Below are 16,713 nucleotides of genomic sequence, written 5' to 3'. Positions count from 1 at the left end.
CGTTGAAAATGAGAAAAAAAATGTTTACTCATCACTGAGTAAACATTCTTATATGTGCACTTAAATCCTTGTTATAAGAGATTCTAGTGCCAATATTGTCTTGGTTAAGAATAAGCTAGTTGGCTTACTTTAGTTTCGCTCTGTGACGATTTCGCGAGAGAATACTTTTTCACAGTATTTACATTTTAGCTTGATATCATCATTCTTGTTGATAACCGTAAAGCTACTATCGACAGGCTCGTTATGCGTTATACAGTTACTATTTGGACATTCGAAAATCGCATTGATTTTTTTAGGCAACTCGAGCGTTAATTTTTTTGCAACTTCATAATTTTCAATTTGATTTACTGTTGCATGTGGTGCGTACAGTGCCAATTGGTTTGCTTGCTCTTCGCTAACGTAGACGTTTTCAATCTTAATAAGATCTTTAGCACCCATCGCTGATGACGGTAAATTCAAACCAATCGTAACGCGCTGATTCGTTTTATGCAGCTTGAACAGCTTCAGTACTTTAATACCCACGTTCGCAGGGATATGGTCGATAACAGAACCGTTTTTGATTGCTTCAACCTGTAGTTGAGTTTCCTTAGTCATTATTGTTATCTCCGGCTTAAAGTTGTTCGTTAAGTACAAGTGCTAGTAGTGCTTCACGTGCGTAAACACCGTTTTCAGCTTGCTGGAAGTAATAAGCATGCTTCGTTTTATCAACGTCTACTGTGATTTCATCAATACGTGGTAATGGGTGCAGAATTTTCATGTTATCGCGCGCTTCTGCCAGCATGTCTGCTGTTAGGATGTATGCCGCTTTCATGTGTGCATATTCTGACTCATCAAAACGCTCTTTTTGTACGCGCGTCATGTAGAGAACATCGAGTTCAGGAATAACTTCTTCCATAGATGCATGAAGGCTGTAGTTGATGCCAGCTTCATCCAACTCTTCACAGATGTAATCTGGCATTGCTAAAATTTCAGGTGCCACGAAGAAGAAGTTAATGTTGTTGAATTTTGATAATGCTTGCGTCAGAGAGTGTACTGTTCGCCCGTATTTAAGGTCGCCAACGAAAGCGACATTTAAGTTATCTAAGCGACCTTGTGTTTCGAAGATGCTAAATAAATCGAGTAGGGTTTGTGTTGGGTGTTGGTTCGCACCGTCACCACCGTTGACGATAGGTACACCGTTTGAAAATTCAGAAGCAAGACGCGCAGCCCCTTCTTGTGGGTGGCGCATAACAAATGCATCAACATAAGAAGAGATAACCTGAACTGAGTCAGCCAGAGTTTCACCTTTCTTTGCCAGTGATGTATTACCACCGTTATCAAAACCGATAACTGTACCACCTAGACGCTGTACTGCCGTTTCAAAAGACAGACGCGTTCGTGTTGATGGTTCAAAGAAGCAGCTCGCCACTACTTTGTTTTTAAGTAGCTCTGGATTTGGTTCTGCTTTTAGTTTTCCAGCAGTCTCAACAATAAGTTCAAGTTCACTTCGGTTTAATTCCGGAATGGAGATGATGTGCTTTTGAAACAACGAGTTCGCCATGGCTTCTCTTCCCTATATAGATACAGTTACGAAATATGTCCGCTCTCACGCAAAAAGCGGACAAAAAAAAGCCCCCTTAAAAAAGGAGGCTCTTTTTAAAATAAATAGAAACAAAAGAAAATAAAACCAACGCCAATTTTCGACGGTACTGAGTTAAATGGTATTTAACTAGTTGGTTCATGTCATCTCTCTGTTTTGACAAATTGCGAAGAATTATACGCCCATTCTTTGGCAACGCAAGCGTTTGCGTAAACTATTCATTTGATGGGATTTTATGCAAAAATACTGCGTATTATTATTGGTGGAAAACGAACAATAACCTACTGAATGCATGGGTATTTATAGTGTTATTTTGAAGGGTTCTAGTTGGCATAAAATGCAAATGCCGCCCAGAAGGGCGGCATTAATTATAAGAGTTTTAAGGGTTTCTACGTCGAATCTTTAAAACTCAAGAGAGTCGATTATTGACCTAATGTTGCTACCATAATTGCTTTGATAGTGTGTAGGCGGTTTTCAGCTTCGTCGAATACGATAGAGTGCTTAGATTCAACCACTTCGTCAGTTACTTCAACGCCGTCTTTTAGTTCTGGGTATTCTTGAGCAAGCTCTTTACCAACAACAGTGTCTTCACCGTGGAATGCTGGTAGGCAGTGCATGAATTTCACATGTGGGTTGCCAGTTGCTTTAAGCATCGCCATGTTTATTTGGTAAGGCATCATTAGGCTGATACGCTCAGCCCATGCTTCTTTCGCTTCGCCCATTGATACCCAAACATCAGTGTATAGGAAATCACAACCTTCAACGCCTTCTTGAACGTCTTCAGTTACTGTGATTTTAGCACCAGTTTCTTCAGCGATTTCACGACATTGTGCTACTAGCTCTTCTTCAGGCCAGAATGCTTTAGGAGCAACAAGGCGGATGTCCATGCCCATTTTCGCAGCACCAACCATTAGAGAGTTACCCATGTTGTTGCGGGCATCACCTAGGTATGCGAAAGTGACTTCACTTAGTTGCTTACCACGTGCGTGTTCTTGCATAGTAAGGAAATCAGCTAGGATTTGAGTTGGGTGGAATTCGTCAGTTAGACCATTCCATACTGGAACACCAGCGTGAGCGCCTAGTGTTTCAACGATCTCTTGACCGAAGCCACGGTATTCAATGCCATCGTACATACGGCCAAGAACGCGTGCAGTATCTTTCATTGACTCTTTGTAACCGATTTGAGAACCAGATGGGCCCAAGTAAGTTACGTTAGCGCCTTGGTCATATGCAGCGACTTCAAATGCACAACGAGTACGAGTTGACGCTTTTTCAAAGATAAGCGCAATGTTCTTACCCTTTAGGCGAGGCTGCTCGTAACCGTTGTACTTCGCTTTTTTCAACTCAGCTGCTAGTTCTAGCATGTGTTGAATTTCACGTGGAGTAAAGTCTAGTAATTTTAGGAAGTTACGGTTGCGAAGATTAAAAGCCATGATGTTTTCCTCTTAAGAATCAGTTTTACTGACCGACAAGCTGTCTAACGTGTGACAATGCAAAGTGTCGGTCTGTATTATGTATTGTTTATCGTATTATTGCGCCTTTGTGAATAACTATTCTGTTATCCTGCAATAATATTTGTTCCAGCTTCACCTTTAAGGATGCGTAAACCTGCTTCCAGTGAGCCGATACCGACTAATTTCCCGCCTTGATTGATGAACTCACATGAAGCATCAATCTTTGGACCCATAGAGCCCGCATCAAAGGCGTATTGCGCTAATTCGCTTGGTGTTGTGCTGCGTAATGCTTTTTGTGTTGGCTTGCCCCAATCAAGGAACACTGCGTCTGCATCGGTTAAAATTAACAGTGCATCGGCATTAAGTTGCTTAGCTAAGAATGCTGCTGACATGTCTTTGTCGATAACTGCTTCTACACCAACTAACTTACCGTTTTCTTTTTTCACTGGGATGCCGCCACCGCCCGTACAGATCACTAGGTGCTGTAGGTTAATTAAGGCTGTGATAGCGTCATCTTCAATAATGCCTGTTGGTTGTGGGCTTGGCACAACACGGCGGAAGTATTCACCATCTGGTTTTACTGTCCAGTTATACTTTTCTGCCAATTCGCGAGCTTCTGCTTCATTGTAAACAGGGCCAATTGGTTTTGTTGGGTCTGCAAACGCTGGATCTTCAGGATCAACGCTCATCTGTGTTACAAGGCAAGATACGTTCTGCTCTGGCAGAATGTTCTTCAACTCTTGCATTAAGATATAACCAATCATGCCTTGGGTTTCTGAACCTAGTACATCGAGTGGGTATGGGCTTACTTTCGTGTATTCCAGCCCTTGTAGTGCTAATAAGCCAACTTGTGGGCCATTACCGTGTACTAACACTACGTTATATTCTTTCGCAATTTCTGCGATAGATTTTGCTGCCGTAGCAATGTTCTGACGCTGGATATATGCTTCTAATGGCTCGCCGCGACGTAGTAGGGCGTTACCACCAAGTGCAACAACAACAGTTTGCTTGGTCATGGGATCGTCTCTCTTGGTTTTATTTTTATTGGCCGGTATTTGCTACCGGCCATATTTTTTGCTTAGCATTACTGCTTTGCACTCGAGCTTTTTATTGCTCAAGGTTACTTGACTATGGCTTAGATACCGTCACGTTCGATTGGGCAGCTCATGCAGCGAGCACCACCACGACCGCGGCCTAGTTCATCACCTGGGATAGGTAGAACAGTGATACCTGCTTTGTCGTATTTTTCGTTGGTGTAAGTGTTACCTTCGTAACCAATTACTACACCAGGCTTCACAGTTAGTACGTTGTTTGCATCATTCCATTGCTCACGTTCTGCAGTGAAGTTGTCACCGCCAGTTGTGATTAGGTTTAGCTTGTCTACGCCTAGTGCTTTTTCGATAGCAGTAACGAAGTAACCTTCTTCTTTCACGTTAACAGCGCCAGACTCATCACCCGTTAGGCTCCAGCACTGTACGTCTTTACGCACAACTTCTGGGTAAACAGAGAATGTATCTTCACGCATGTGCGTCATTACAGTATCTAAGTGCATGCAAGAGCGGTGCTTAGGAAGCTGCATTGCAATAACTTGCTTTGCTTGACCGTGCTTGAATAGACCTGATGCTAGCTGCTCAACACCTTGTGGTGTTGTACGCTCAGACATACCGATAAGTACAGCGCCTTTACCAATAACCAGTACGTCGCCGCCTTCGATAGTAGAGTTGTCGTACATTTTTTCTTCGTCGCCGTAGTACTTAACGAAGTCAGCGCCAGCGAACGTTGGGTGCCAGCGGTAGATTGCACGAACGTGGTTAGTTTCACGTTGACGAGCCGCTTTAGCCATTGGGTTGATAGAAACGCCGCCGTATACCCAGCAAGATGTATCACGAGTAAATAGGTGATTCGGTAGTGGTTCAATGATGAAGTCTGTTGGAGCGTGTATGCCTTGCATCATAGAAGACGATTTCATTGGCATTTCAGCGTAAGACAAACCACCAGTTAAGATTTTAGCAAGTTCGATGTTTGGTAAGTCACCTAGGTGGCAGCGTACGTCATTAGCAAATGTAGCACCTAAACGGTAATCAGATACTTGACGAGTTAACAACCACTCTTTAGCGTCTGCAACTGCTAATGTATCAGCAAGAAGGTCAGTTAGAAGTAAAACTTCTACACCTTGATCACGTAACGTTTTTGTAAACACATCATGTTCTTTACCTGCACGTTCTACTGCTAGCACGTCATCAAATAATAAGTCGTGGCAGTTAGATGGTGTTAAGTGGCTCAGTGAACGTCTTGGACGGTGAACTAGAACGCGACGTAATTGACCTACTTCAGAACCTACATAGAACTTACTCATGATCGTATCTCTCTATTTTTATGCCGACTTAATGTCGTCAGCTTTATTTGTTTTTGCGAAATCGAAAGTTAATTTAATTAAATCCTTCGCTTCGTTTCTGTAATTAATTCTACTCTTTCACTAATAGGAGTCTTAGAGGTTTGTCACACTTTACTCATTAATACACCAAGCTAAGGTGTCGGTTTTATTAACATTAATCATGCATTTGTATGTGGTTTTCAGACGTGGGTTTTTATGTGATTAAATCAACTTAATGCGTAATCTTATATATATAACGCATTGATTTTATGTGTCATTGGTTTTTTGCTAGATGTTTTATTCAATACTGACATTCATTTGATTTTGTATGAAAAATAATCTTATGCACTTAAAGTGGTTGCTTATATAGATAAAAGGTTACATTTAATATAATAGTAACAAATATTTTTCTTTTTATTGTGTTGTGACACGTTTTTGTAGTTTTAATTCATGATTGGTCTATGCATTAAAATAACTATTATTTACTTCTAATTGTTATTTTATGATGGTGGTTTTACTTGCCTTTGTTTATTGATTTATCATTTCAACTTTAATTTGAAATGTTGGTGGTGATTTTATTGGCGTAAGTTTTTATTAAATGAGATGAGTTTATTAGGCTGAGAGGGTTGGAAATAACAGCGTATTCTAAAATATAAAGCACTTGGTTCTTTATCGCCTGTTATTGTGCGTGATCGTGGGGAGGGTTAAGTAAGCAGGCAGTAAGATTAGTCTTAGCTTTGGTCATAAGGAAAGAGATGATATGCCTTAGGAAGGCGAGCGCATTGATTGGTTTGGTAAGATAAATAGACATAAAAAAGCCACCCAGAGGTGGCTTTAACATTAGAATTTATAGGTTATAAATTTTTTCTATTAAGGGTTATAGCATTGCGCCAACACTTAACATAACCATTGTAAGAACAATAAGAATACCAAGTAGAGGAGCGACCCATTTAACCCAGCGAACATAAGGAACACGAGCGATAGCCAAGCCACCCATTACAACAGCAGAGGTAGGTGTTACTAGGTTTACTACCCCAGATGCTGATTGGTATGCAGTCACAACAAGTTCACGTCCAACACCTGCGAAGTCAGCCAATGGCGACATGATAGGCATGGTTAATACAGCAAGACCTGAAGATGATGGAACAAGGAATGATAGTAAGATTTCTAACCAGTACATCACGTTGATGAACACAACAGAAGACAGACCTGTTACCGCATGTTCTGCTGAGTTTAGAATAGTATCGGTGATCATACCGCGGTCCATGATAACCACGATACCACGTGCGATACCGATGATCAGTGCAACACCCAGTAGGTCACGTGCACCATCAATGAAGCTGGTAGTGAACTCTTCTTCACTCATGCGAGCGATTATACCTATGATGATGGTTGCGCCAAGGAACATCGCTGAAATTTCAGCCATCCACCAACCTGCAACAGACACACCGTAAATCATGATGCCGAAAGAGGCAGCAAAAAGCGCTAAGATAATTTTACGCGTTGTTGTGAACTCAAGCATTTCGCTAGAACGATTGCCTAGGAAGTGCGCATTGTTTTCTTCGTACTTATCATAAACAATTGATTTAGTTTTATCTGCACGAACCATTTTTGCATAACGCATAACGTAAGCAACACAGATTAACCAGCCCACAACCAACATTGCGATACGTAGACCGATACCATCAGTGAATGGAATACCCGCTGCGTTTGCTGCAATAACAGTAGCAAATGGGTTAATGGTAGAACCAAGTGTACCGATACCAGCACCTAGCAAAACGGTTGCAGCGGCGACAACTGGGTCAAAACGTGCAGCCAGCATAACTGGAACAAGTAACGTATAAAAAGGTAATGATTCTTCTGCCATACCATAGATGGTACCGCCGGCCGCAAACAATGCCATAAGAATCGGTATCATTAACTCCTCACGCCCATCCAATCGGGCAGTAACGCGTTCGATACCTGCATCAATAGCACCAGTCTTAGTAACTAGACCAAGAAAACCACCGATGATCAAAATAAATAAAGAGACATCAATCGCTGCTGCTTCATAGCTATTGTGATCATAGAAGCCATCAATAGGCGCTAACAATACATCGACAATACCTTGTGGGTTACCCTCAACCGCATGATAAGTACCTGTAATAGGCACTTCTTTTCCTAGGCTTTCATTCATTTCGCGATCATATTGACCGGCAGGCACTATCCAAGTAAGTAGTGCGACTACGGCGATAAGACCAAATAATATTGTGTAGGCTGAAGGGAATTTAAAGTTGGCAAAGAAGCCACCTTTTTCTTCCTTGTTTACGGTTTGAGTCGTCATAATTGTCTCCTTGCACCTTATGCATATATTTTTAGCATTCGGTGTAAACCAGCACGCCGCATCAGAAATTAGGCGTAAAAGGGTTTGCCAAGCATATGCTCAGTAAAAGTATTCTGGATGTCGAGGGTGGGGTTTTACCCTATGGGATCAGTAATGCAGTGTAACTGCTCAGCCTCAGGATCGGCATCTGATGTATTCATGATCGTATCTCTCTGTATTTATTTGTAGCTCAATAGTCTTGATTGCCATCGAGTCTGTTTTTGTTTTGCGCCCTGATTTTAGTCTTCTGGGGACATGTTAACTTTGGGGTTGTTCACATTTTTCTGGCACTGTATTTTGGCTTAACCGACGATGATGCTTGTGGTTTCGGGTATTTTGCAACAATTACTGGGTGAATATGTTTTTAGTCATATTTTATGGTAATTGGTTTTATGCGTAATACGTAATGGGTATATGCGGCTAAGCTGTGATTATAAGGCGTTTATGTCATTTTATGCCGTCCTCGCTAAGCGCGTGTCTATGCGTTTTTTTTCAATAAGTCGTAGATTTTCATTTTTTTAAAAGTGAATAGGGTGGGTATTTATTCACTCTGCGTATGAGTAAAAGTGTGCGTAAGGTAGGGCAGAAATCAGAAGAAACATTGATAAATATCAATTTTATTGAACCGTATGACTAACCGATGGTAATTACTATCAATCCATGCGATATTTGCCTGCAAATTTATTCCTCTATTGGAGTTATCCCATGTCTTATGCAGAACTGATTGAAGAGCAAAAGGAAGAAACCCGCGATATTATTGCAGCATTGCTGGAAGATGGTAGCGAGCCTGAAGCACTTTATACGATTGAGCACCACTTCTCGGCAGATACATTTGCTGAGCTAGAAGCTGCTGCAGTAGAAGCATTTAAAATGGGCTTTGAAGTACTTGAAGCTGAGGAACTTGAGCTAGCTCCTGAAGATGGTGGCGGCAAAGTTGTTTGCTTTGATGCTGTGATGGAGTCAGCACTGAATGCTGAACTGATTGATGAGCAAACTGAAAAGCTAATTGCACTTGCTGATAAACATGATATTGATTATGACGGCTGGGGCACTTACTTTGAGTCTGATGAAGATGACGAAGAAGATGAGTCAGAAGATAAGCCAGAAGCTTAAGACTTATCGTTAGTTAAAAAGAAGCCGACAGAAGTCGGCTTTTTTCTGTCTGTAATTTGATTAGAACATCGGTTAACGTCGCTAATATTGCAAAACTTTTACTCTGCTCACAGAGATAGAATTCTCATCTCTACTTCAATCCATTAATGTCTTATAGCTTGCGTTTGCCCCTCATTTTAATCTCATTCTCACCTTATTATGTTGTCGTTGGTTTTTCTGGAGCGCGTAATGACAATCTCTTTAAATGGTCAGTGGTTACTGGCTTGTGTGCAGCGTAACTCAATTCAAGATATCGCTATTTCATTTCCAGGTGACGTACATTCAGCATTGCTGGATGTCGGCATTATTCCTGAACCGTACTGGGCTGATAATGAAGCAAAAGTACAATGGGTCAGTGAGTGTGATTGGGTCGTCTCACGCCATTTTGAACTGACAGAAGATGATATAGCCTGCAAGGCTTTAGATTTAGTGTTAGATAATCTCGATACCGTGGCTGAAATACGGGTGAATGGTCACAGTGTCGCTGATTTTCATAATATGTTTATGCGCCATAAAGTGGATATTTTACCCAGCTTATTGGTGGGTAATAATCGGATTGAAATCGTATTACATCGCGCAGATATTGCTGCTAAAAATCGTGCAGATCGCTTACCGTTTCCTATTCCATGGGCCGTTGGTAACAACCAGATCCCTCATATGAATACCCTACGCAAAACCCAATGCCATACCGGGTGGGATTGGGGGCTTTGTTTATCTGTCATTGGTATTTATGGCGATATTCTGCTTCAGCCTATTCAACAGGTGCGTGTGAGCCATGTGAGTACCAAGCAGCATTGGGATGATTGGCGTTGTGATCTTGAGGTCACGATTCACTATGAATCAATGCCTAACTCAGGGTTAGCATCCGCATCTGTTTCATTTGATGGGCAAACGTATCATTTGGCATTGGATCAAACATCGACCCAATCAACCGTGCTATTTAGAGTGGATCACCCTAAGCGCTGGTGGCCAGCAGGCTACGGTAAGCAGCGGTTGTATGACTTACAGGTTGTGGTTAATGGCTACCATATTGAGAAAAAAATAGGGCTTCGCAAGCTTGAATTATGCACTGAAGATGACGACATCGGCCAGAGCATGGTATTTAAAGTTAACGATGTGCCAATCAGCGCTAAAGGTGCGAATTGGATTCCTATGGATGCACTGCCAAGCCGGATGAATGATCAGCGTTATCGACAATTACTTGAAGATGCGGTTGCCGCCAACATGAATATGCTGCGTGTATGGGGCGGTGGCATGTATGAAAAAGACATTTTTTATCAACTGTGCGATGAGTTAGGTTTACTGGTTTGGCAAGATTTGATGTTTGCATGTGCGCTGTACCCTTCAACGCCTGATTTTATTACTGAAGTACAAGCTGAAGTGGAATTTCAAGTGAGGCGTTTAAAGGATCACCCTTCACTGGCTTTATGGTGCGGTGATAACGAAGTGATCGGTGCTATCGGTTGGTATCCCGAATCTCGTGAGAACCGAGAAAAGTATGTGGTGAATTACGACCGGCTTAATCGTGCGTTATCAGAGGTTGTCACGCGTGAAGATCCTTCTCGTCGTTTTTGGGCGAGCTCCCCGTGTAATGGGGAGTTAGACTTTGGCGATGCGTGGCATGATGATCACCGTGGTGATATGCATTTTTGGGATGTGTGGCATTCAGGTAAAGATCTCGAAGAATATCGCAGTGTAACCCCCAGATTTTGCTCTGAATTTGGTTTTCAATCGTGGCCTTCATTGCCAACGGTGCGCACCTTTGCACCCGAAAAAGACTGGAATATCACCTCTCCAAGCTTTGAATCGCATCAAAAAAATGCTCGAGGTAATTCAATTATTACCGAGATGTTTACCCGTTACTTCCGTTTTCCTAATGGCTTCGCCAACATGCTCTATGTTAGCCAAGTACAACAAGCGCTTGCGATTAAAACAGCAAGTGAATATTGGCGAGCACAAAAGCCAGTCAATCGCGGTATTTTGTATTGGCAACTGAATGATTGTTGGCCGGTGAGCTCATGGTCATCATTAGAATACAGTGGCCGATGGAAGCAACTGCATTACCATGCTCGCCGTTTTTTTGCGCCGCAATTGGCTGCTTTTGTACCTAATGACGGCGGGGTTGTTTTGCATCTGATTAATGACTCGCGAAAAAGTGCTGAATTAAAAGGTGAGGTGGTGTGGCAAAGCTGGCAAGGTGAAATCTTATATCGTGAACCAATCACGCAATATCTGGAACCCGATAAAAATATTGTGGCATGGCAATGGTTAGCTGAAGATTTACAGCAGCATGAAGCGGATGGCTTTTTTCATGTGCATTTAACCTGTGGACAAGAGGTGATAGAGAATACCTATTTTCCTTTAAGACCTAAGAATTGTGAACTGGCTGCACCTGAATTACGCTATGAAGTTGCTGATATTAATAACCAGCTTTACGTAATGCTAAATTGTGCACACCCTGCGTTCTTTGTTCATTTGGAATATGCCGGTGAAGGGCGCTTTGACGATTCTAGTTTTACGTTAGTGCCTGAATATCAGAAACAAGTGAAGTACCTTGGACCTGCTACCTATGAAGAACTTGTTGCGGGGCTAACTGTTTACCATTTGCACCAGAGCTACCAGCCTTAATCGAAGTGCACGCTAGTTAATAAAAAATGAGCCAGTAGAGGACGTTATTGTTTGTCTACTGGCTTTTTTATTATAGGTAATCAACTTGAATACAACTATCGCTTAAAAGGTTTTGAGCATGCGAACTTCACATGCATCGTGGCCGGTATCTCCCATCGCATGCGGAATATGAACAAACCCCAATGATTCATATAAGGCAATCGCTTCTGTTAGGTTCTCGGTGGTTTCGAGGTAGCATCCTTTGTAGCCGTATTCTCGGGCAAATTTTAACGCTTTTACCGCTAAGCTTCGGGCTAACCCTTTACCACGCAGCTCGTTCAGGAAGTACATTTTCTGTAATTCACACAATCCATCTGTATTGCTGAGTGCTGCAATGCCTCCACCGCCAAGTACGCGATGATCTTTTTCAACAACCCAATATTGACAGTCATCCGGTTGGTAAACCTCGCTCATCGAATCAAGCGTAGGATCGGCAACGCCATACCCTTTATCTGCGGTTAAACCATATTCTGCTGACACTTTTCGAATAATGGCAGCGACGGAAGCATTATCTAGAGGGGTCAATGGACGAAGGGTAAAACCGTGTTGTTTATGGGCGGTATGAATTGCTTTGTTGTAGCGTGTTAGGCTGCTTTTGAGCTGGCTTATTTCATCACTGTCCATCTGGTCCAGCACCGTTTGCACATGAAGATTGAGTTGGGTGTGTAAAGACGTCAGTGTCTGTTGACCTAATAACGTTAACTGAGATAGTTGGCTGCGTTTATCATCAGGATTAGGGGTGCTTTCAACCAAATCTAAATTGAGTAAGACAGCTAAGGTTCGACTCGCATTCGATTTATCAACCTTGAGTTTATCTGCCATTTGGCTAACAGTGCATGACGCATATTCAAGTTCAATCAATGTATGAGCTTGCACGGGAGTTAACTTTAACAACCCACAATGGTTATCCAGTAAACCGAGCTGGCGAACCAACTGGCGTGATAGCTGACGGAGTTCTTCTGGTTGCATGGCATGATCTCTCAAGTAAATATAGTTGCGATACACATATATATTTACTTGCGTATCGCAACAATGTCAATGAGTTCTATCGAATATTGTTATGAATACCATTGAAACCAGTGCTGAAAGCACATGACTTAGTGCTGGCAAACCATCATATTAAGCAAGTTATGATGATCTGCTTGTTGTTCTTTTCTTTGCCAAATACGTTCGTGGAAATAATACATCACGGTATTGATCGCAGGTTCGATCATCGCCATCATGCCGCCAATTAACGCATCACCAGTCAGTAAATACACCACAGTAAACGCGACGGTGAAATGTACCACGGCAAAACTAATGGTTTTACTGGCAGGGGCACTGTAGTGAGATTTTTTCAAGAGCTTGGTCTGCCACGCTTTTTCATGGAAGTAAAAGGCCACAGTGTTGACCATAGGTTCGATCATCGCAATCAAACTACCGATCAGTAGATCGCCAGTTAATAAGTATGCAACGGTAAAAGCGACTATAAAGTGAAGCCCGGCAAAACTGATGGTCTTTTTCATGGTGATGTCCTCTCTCTTGATGCCGCTATTATTGCGAATTATTATCAATTGTAAAATTCGATTGTTTATATTGGTTTGATAGGCATAGGCTATTAATTTGAGGTGAGGAAGAGAAGCGAATAGATTGTTTAGCCAGCAGAGATGCAGTCTCCAGCGATGCGATAGTATATACGTTGCTAGGTAGTGGAATTTAAACACAAAAAAAAGCCCGATGCTTGCGCGTCGGGCTTATTCAATCATGGACTGTGAAGCGAGGGCTTACAGTGCTGCGATCGTTTCTTTTTGAGCTTCTAGCTTCACCAAGGTTTCTTGGTAACCTTCTAGTTTCTCACGTTCTTTCGTGATAACAACTTCTGGTGCTTTAGCAACAAAGCCTTGGTTGTTAAGCTTACCTTCGATACGCTTAATTTCACCTTGTGTCTTTGCTACTTCTTTATCAAGACGAGCAAGCTCAGCATCTTTGTCGATAAGACCCGCCATTGGGATCATCAACTCAGATTTACCAACTAGTGAGGTTGCACATGCTGGTGTCGTTTCACCGTTAGCCAATACTTTGATGCTGTCTAGCTTAGCTAGAGAAGTCAGTACAATCTCATTGGCTTGAATACGTGCAGCGTCTTTTTCGTCAGCCACTTTAATCATCACGTCTAAGCCTTTGCTTGGTGCGATGTCGTATTCAGCACGTAAGTTACGGATGCTTGTAATGAACGCTTTAACCCATTCAAGATCAGCAACTACATCAGCGTTGAAGTTATCTTCATTAAACTGAGGTAAGGCTTGAGTCATGATAGTTTCCCCTTCAACACCGTCAACCAGCGGCTTAACGCTCTGCCAGATTGACTCTGTGATGTAAGGAAGAATAGGGTGAGCAAGACGTAATGTCTTTTCAAGAACCGTGATTAACGTGTAACGCGTTGCACGTTGTTGTGCTTCCGTGCCTTTCCAAAGAACAGGTTTAGTTAGCTCTAAGTACCAGTCACAGAATTGGTTCCAGATGAATTCGTACAGTGTATTCGCTGCCATATCTAGACGGTAGTTGTCTAAATGAGCATTAAACTCTTTTGCTGCGACTTCAAACTGCGATGCGATCCATTGGTCTGCTAATGAGAACTCAAGTTCTGCACCTTCAGCCATGCCACAATCGTGCTCTTCTGTGTTCATTAATACGTAACGGCTTGCGTTCCATAGTTTATTACAGAAGTTACGGTAACCTTCAAGACGCTTCATATCCCAATTGATATCACGACCTGTTGATGCCATTGCAGCAAGAGTGAAACGTAGGGCATCTGTACCGTATGGTTCGATACCGCCTTCAAACGTTTTACGCGTTTGCTTTTCAATTTTTGCAGCAAGCTTTGGCTGCATCATGTTGCCACAACGCTTTTCTACTAGCTCTTCAAGGCCGATACCATCGATCATATCGATAGGATCAAGTACGTTACCTTTCGACTTAGACATCTTGTCGCCGTTTTCATCACGGATAAGACCCGTCATATAAACAGTTTTGAACGGTACTTGTGCATTGCCTTCTTCGTCTTTTACGAAGTGCATGGTCATCATGATCATACGCGCAACCCAGAAGAAGATAATATCAAAACCAGATACTAGAACTTCTGATGGGTGGAATGTTTTCAGCGCGTCTGTGTTTTCAGGCCAGCCTTGTGTACCGAATGTCCAAAGCGCAGAAGAGAACCAGGTATCAAGCACATCGTCGTCTTGACGAAGAACAACCACAGGAGCAAGGTTGTTTTTCTCACGAACTTCATCTTCAGTACGACCAACGTATACTTTACCGTCGTTGTCATACCATGCTGGGATTCTGTGGCCCCACCAAAGTTGACGAGAGATGCACCAATCTTGAACGTCACGCATCCACGCAAAGTACATGTTTTCGTATTGCTTTGGAACAAATTGAATTTGACCATCTTCAACCGCTTTTACTGCAGGAGCAGCAAGAGGTGCAGTACGTACATACCATTGGTCAGTAAGCATTGGTTCAATTGCCACGCCACCGCGATCGCCGTAAGGTACAGTCAAATCGTGATCTTTAACTTCTTCAAGTAAACCTAATTCATCAAATTCTGCCACGATAGCTTTACGTGCAGCAAAACGTTCCATACCATGATATTTAGCTGGAAGTTCTGAGTTGTAAGCATCGTTTGCTTCACCGTTAGTGTCGAATACTTCAGCCGCATCACGGATGTCTGCGTTGAAGGTTAGAATGTTGATCATTGGTAGGCTGTGACGCTTGCCTACTTCATAATCGTTGAAATCGTGCGCAGGGGTGATTTTCACACAACCTGTGCCTTTATCCATATCAGCGTGTTCATCGCCAACGATTGGAATTAAACGACCAACGATTGGTAGTTTGATCTGTTTACCGATCAGATCTTTATAACGAGGATCTTCAGGGTTCACTGCAACACCCGTATCGCCAAGCATTGTTTCTGGACGCGTGGTTGCTACAACGATGTAATCTTTGCCTTCAGCTGTTTTTACGCCATCCGCAAGCGGGTAACGGAAATGCCACATAAAGCCTTTTTTGTCTTTGCTTTCAACTTCAAGATCCGAAATTGCAGTGTGCAGTTTTGGATCCCAGTTAACGAGACGTTTACCACGGTAGATAAGGTCTTCTTCGAATAAACGAACAAACACTTCTTGAGTGGCAGCAGATAAGCCATCATCCATTGTGAATCGTTCACGATCCCAATCGACAGAAGCGCCTAGGCGACGGAGTTGCTTGGTAATAGTACCGCCTGACTCAGCTTTCCATTCCCAGATCTTATCGATGAACGCATCACGACCGTAGTCGTGCTTAGTTTTGCCTTCTTCAGCAGCAATTTTACGTTCCACAACCATTTGGGTTGCGATACCTGCGTGGTCAGTACCGACTTGCCAAAGGGTATTCTTACCTTTCATACGTTCAGCACGGATAAGTGTATCCATGATCGTATCTTGGAAAGCGTGGCCCATGTGTAGGCTACCAGTGACGTTTGGCGGTGGAATCATGATGCTGTATGCATCTTTAGATGTATCACCGTGAGGCTTGAAGTAACCAGCCTCTTCCCAGCGCTGATATAGCGCTTGTTCAATTGATTGTGGGTTGTATGTCTTTTCCATAGCGCTCTTAGAAGGATCGATGTGGGAATTAGGGCGTCTCAGGGGCAGTGGCGGTCTGTATTTGAATGCCAGCAAGGCGATAAGCCTTGTAACGTTCACGTGCCAACTGCTTGAGGTTTTCATCGCAAGGGACGAAGTCTATCACTTGTGGGAAGGTTACGGCAAAATTTGGTGTATCTTGACCCAAATTTATTAGCAAGCCCCGTCGTCCACTATGACGTAAACCGGGCCAGCCTATTTCAACAGGAGATCCGCCTCGTGGTCCTTCTCCAATTAAATTGTGAGGAACGAAGTTATCTGGCTCTTGTTGCCATAAATACTCATCAAGTTGTTCTGCTTGTGCCTTATTGTCAGCTAACAGGTAAACTTTGTTGCCTTGCTGGTAACTCAATGCTGCCTGATGACAAGCAAAATGCAGCAGATAGTCGCTATCAGCTTCAAGATGTTTATCTTCAATTATATAAAAAGTAGCATGAGTCATAATGTTTTTCTCAAAAAGA

Annotated in this window: 12 protein-coding genes; 2 read left to right on the top strand and 10 right to left on the bottom strand. The window is 42.6% G+C overall.

Features of this window, described 5'->3' with window-relative positions; all coding sequences use genetic code 11:
* Positions 1–129: 129 nt before the first annotated feature.
* The 6 genes from pyrI to C9J12_RS13435 all read right to left on the bottom strand — a co-directional run bounded on the left by pyrI (position 130) and on the right by C9J12_RS13435 (position 7,730).
* Positions 130–594 carry an aspartate carbamoyltransferase regulatory subunit gene (gene pyrI / locus C9J12_RS13460; RefSeq protein WP_107243190.1) on the bottom strand — a complete coding sequence of 155 codons (465 nt, stop codon included), beginning with the start codon at positions 592–594 and terminating at the stop codon, positions 130–132.
* 16 nt (positions 595–610) lie between these two features.
* Complete coding sequence (gene pyrB / locus C9J12_RS13455) at positions 611–1,540, bottom strand: aspartate carbamoyltransferase (RefSeq protein ID WP_107243189.1); 930 nt, start codon at positions 1,538–1,540, stop codon at positions 611–613.
* A gap of 461 nt (positions 1,541–2,001) precedes the next feature.
* Positions 2,002–3,012: an ornithine carbamoyltransferase gene (argF, locus tag C9J12_RS13450; RefSeq protein WP_107243188.1), complete on the bottom strand. Its 1,011-nt coding sequence runs from the start codon at positions 3,010–3,012 to the stop codon at positions 2,002–2,004.
* A gap of 125 nt (positions 3,013–3,137) precedes the next feature.
* Positions 3,138–4,049, bottom strand: coding sequence for a carbamate kinase (arcC, locus tag C9J12_RS13445; protein WP_107243187.1), 912 nt, complete (start codon positions 4,047–4,049; stop codon positions 3,138–3,140).
* 119 nt (positions 4,050–4,168) lie between these two features.
* On the bottom strand, positions 4,169–5,389 hold the full coding sequence (gene arcA / locus C9J12_RS13440; RefSeq protein WP_107243186.1) for an arginine deiminase: 1,221 nt from the start codon (positions 5,387–5,389) through the stop codon (positions 4,169–4,171).
* 895 nt (positions 5,390–6,284) lie between these two features.
* Complete coding sequence (locus tag C9J12_RS13435) at positions 6,285–7,730, bottom strand: YfcC family protein (protein ID WP_107243185.1); 1,446 nt, start codon at positions 7,728–7,730, stop codon at positions 6,285–6,287.
* 744 nt (positions 7,731–8,474) lie between these two features.
* On the opposite strand from C9J12_RS13435, the gene rraB reads away from it, so the two are divergent.
* Positions 8,475–8,882, top strand: a complete 408-nt coding sequence (gene rraB, locus C9J12_RS13430) for a ribonuclease E inhibitor RraB (RefSeq protein ID WP_011217266.1) — start codon at positions 8,475–8,477, stop codon at positions 8,880–8,882.
* Positions 8,883–9,110: 228 nt separating this feature from the next.
* A complete protein-coding gene (locus tag C9J12_RS13425) occupies positions 9,111–11,549 on the top strand; it encodes a beta-mannosidase (protein ID WP_107243184.1) in 2,439 nt (812 codons plus the stop codon).
* A 102-nt stretch (positions 11,550–11,651) separates the two neighbouring features.
* Here C9J12_RS13425 and C9J12_RS13420 read toward each other — a convergent pair whose 3' ends face one another.
* From C9J12_RS13420 to C9J12_RS13405, 4 genes are all read right to left on the bottom strand, one after another.
* Positions 11,652–12,557 (bottom strand): bifunctional helix-turn-helix transcriptional regulator/GNAT family N-acetyltransferase, encoded by a 906-nt coding sequence (locus C9J12_RS13420; protein ID WP_107243183.1) that lies wholly within the window; start codon positions 12,555–12,557, stop codon positions 11,652–11,654.
* A 128-nt stretch (positions 12,558–12,685) separates the two neighbouring features.
* Positions 12,686–13,093 (bottom strand): DUF2061 domain-containing protein, encoded by a 408-nt coding sequence (locus C9J12_RS13415; RefSeq protein ID WP_107243182.1) that lies wholly within the window; start codon positions 13,091–13,093, stop codon positions 12,686–12,688.
* 258 nt (positions 13,094–13,351) lie between these two features.
* Complete coding sequence (locus C9J12_RS13410) at positions 13,352–16,213, bottom strand: valine--tRNA ligase (protein WP_107243181.1); 2,862 nt, start codon at positions 16,211–16,213, stop codon at positions 13,352–13,354.
* Positions 16,214–16,241: 28 nt separating this feature from the next.
* Positions 16,242–16,694, bottom strand: a complete 453-nt coding sequence (locus C9J12_RS13405) for a DNA polymerase III subunit chi (protein WP_107243180.1) — start codon at positions 16,692–16,694, stop codon at positions 16,242–16,244.
* Positions 16,695–16,713 lie beyond the last annotated feature (19 nt).

The sequence above is a fragment of the Photobacterium frigidiphilum genome, assembly GCF_003025615.1.
Lineage (GTDB): Bacteria > Pseudomonadota > Gammaproteobacteria > Enterobacterales > Vibrionaceae > Photobacterium > Photobacterium frigidiphilum.
This window is presented reverse-complemented; position numbering and strand designations above follow the sequence as displayed.